The sequence below is a fragment of the Enterobacter sp. BWH52 genome, assembly GCF_001037565.1.
In the GTDB taxonomy this organism is placed as follows: domain Bacteria; phylum Pseudomonadota; class Gammaproteobacteria; order Enterobacterales; family Enterobacteriaceae; genus Enterobacter; species Enterobacter hormaechei_C.
Map to the genome: position 1 here is coordinate 1 of NZ_KQ089861.1, position 1,695 is coordinate 1,695.

The window sequence follows — 1,695 nt, forward strand, 5'->3', positions numbered from 1 at the left end:
GTCGCCGCAACGCTGTCAGCATCATCGGCAAGGTTGGCTGCCAGCAGAATGGCATCACGGAAATTATCCGTATTCCATACGGACCACATCGCGGCTTCAAGCGTATCGATAACATAACCACTTGAACGAATCTGATCGCGAGTTTTTTGCTTATATTCACCCGCGTTGATAATCATTACGCGTGGCTGAAGCGGCATAACGTGCGGAGAAAAAACAAAATCTTTATTGCTACCGTTAATCATATGCACAAGCAAATAACTTAAATACTGCGTGCTATTGATTGCTTCCGCGGCACCGTGTGTTGCGATACATTGTTTTTTAGCTTCATAAAACGCTTTGCTTAATGACTTTCTAAAAAAAATAGAGACAGGGGCTTGTCTGATAATGGAAGCATTACCCGCAGTTTCTGGAGCAGTATTGCCGCTCCATCCTGGGCCAATTGTTAAATATTGCTCTAAAGCAAATCGCGTTGTATTACCTATATCAAAACAGACGCCATTTGAACTGTTATAACCATGCTGATACCATTCCAGAAGCTTATTCCTGAAACATATAGTATCAGCATCGCCTTTCTCAAGAAGCGTTTCCGCAAGACATAATGCCATGGATGTATCATCCGTCCATTCGCCTGCACGAAGTTGAAATGGCCCACCTCCTGTCATATCTTTGACGTATGCTCTGTCACGAGGCAAAAATTCGAGCGTCGTACCTACAGCATCTCCAACAGCAAGACCAATAAGCGTACCTACCGCACGATCCCGTGATTGCGCTAGTGAGATATTACATGGTGGTGGTAAATCCCATTGTTTTTGTACATCACTATTTGAGGATGACTCTAATGGCTTATTATCATAAGTATACTGCATCCTTCGCTGGACTGAAGGTCTGCTAATGGGTAAGTATTTACGATATCTATCAACATATTTTAACAAGGCATTTAAATCAGCATGTAAGTCAATCACCTTTCACCCATAATAAAAAATATTATTCATATGAAATACTAAAATTCATCAGGGAATTTCTTCATGAGGTTTTGTTTCTTTTTATTATAGTTGGTATCGACCTCATGCGGCAGCCTAACCTTTAACCCTCGGCGGATTTGATCCACAATAAACTAGGCATCTGACAACCTTTCAAAAAACAACTCATCAGAATGATCAAACTCCTTCCCTGCATACATACCGAACGTCATATCCCATAATTTCGCTCTATCCTTTTCCTTGCCTTCGATTAAATCCCGTAGAAATAATAATTGTTGTACAATAGAGTCGTACATTTGCAAAAGCGGGGATTGGGGATCACGATTCTTGACGTCTGCATATCTTTTCTGTGCTAAAGTTAATGCTCTATCAACGTAACCAAACATTGTCATTTCATTCATTGCAGTAGATTCAGTTAACTAAAAATTCCATACCTGATCGCAAGTCATCATATGCCCTCGCTTACCCTTGGTAATTCTAACTATAAAAAATTATCCTCAGGTGCTCTATCGAATAGTTTACCCGCCATTGTGGCAATACGTTCGTGTTGTACGAGTTTATCTTTCCAGTCCTGCGGGATAGCGGAATAACCATACAACGCCCCCGCTATTTGTCCCGCCGTCGCCGCAACGCTGTCAGCATCATCGGCAAGGTTGGCTGCCAGCAGAATGGCATCACGGAAATTATCCGTATTCCATACGGACCACATCGCGGC

3 protein-coding genes are annotated in these 1,695 nt (G+C 42.1%); all 3 read right to left on the reverse strand.

All coding sequences use genetic code 11. The features are described from left to right. Nucleotides 1-962, reverse strand: a 962-nt coding sequence (gene tri1, locus SK47_RS22715; RefSeq protein ID WP_048245222.1) for an ADP-ribosylarginine hydrolase Tri1, incomplete at its 3' end; no start/stop codon positions are given. 152 nt (nt 963-1,114) lie between these two features. Further along, the gene (locus SK47_RS22720; RefSeq protein WP_255354027.1) at nt 1,115-1,366 is read right to left on the reverse strand and encodes an immunity protein Tsi6 family protein; all 252 of its coding nucleotides are present in this window, start codon (nt 1,364-1,366) and stop codon (nt 1,115-1,117) included. Nucleotides 1,367-1,461: 95 nt separating this feature from the next. Next, nucleotides 1,462-1,695 (reverse strand): ADP-ribosylglycohydrolase family protein (locus SK47_RS22725; RefSeq protein WP_075262132.1); only part of this gene is annotated, 234 nt, incomplete at its 5' end.

What these genes read in the sequence shown, in the direction of transcription:
- SK47_RS22720 (WP_255354027.1), bottom strand. Translation starts at nt 1,366, where the DNA reads ATGTTTGGTTACGTTGATAGAGCATTAACTTTAGCACAGAAAAGATAT.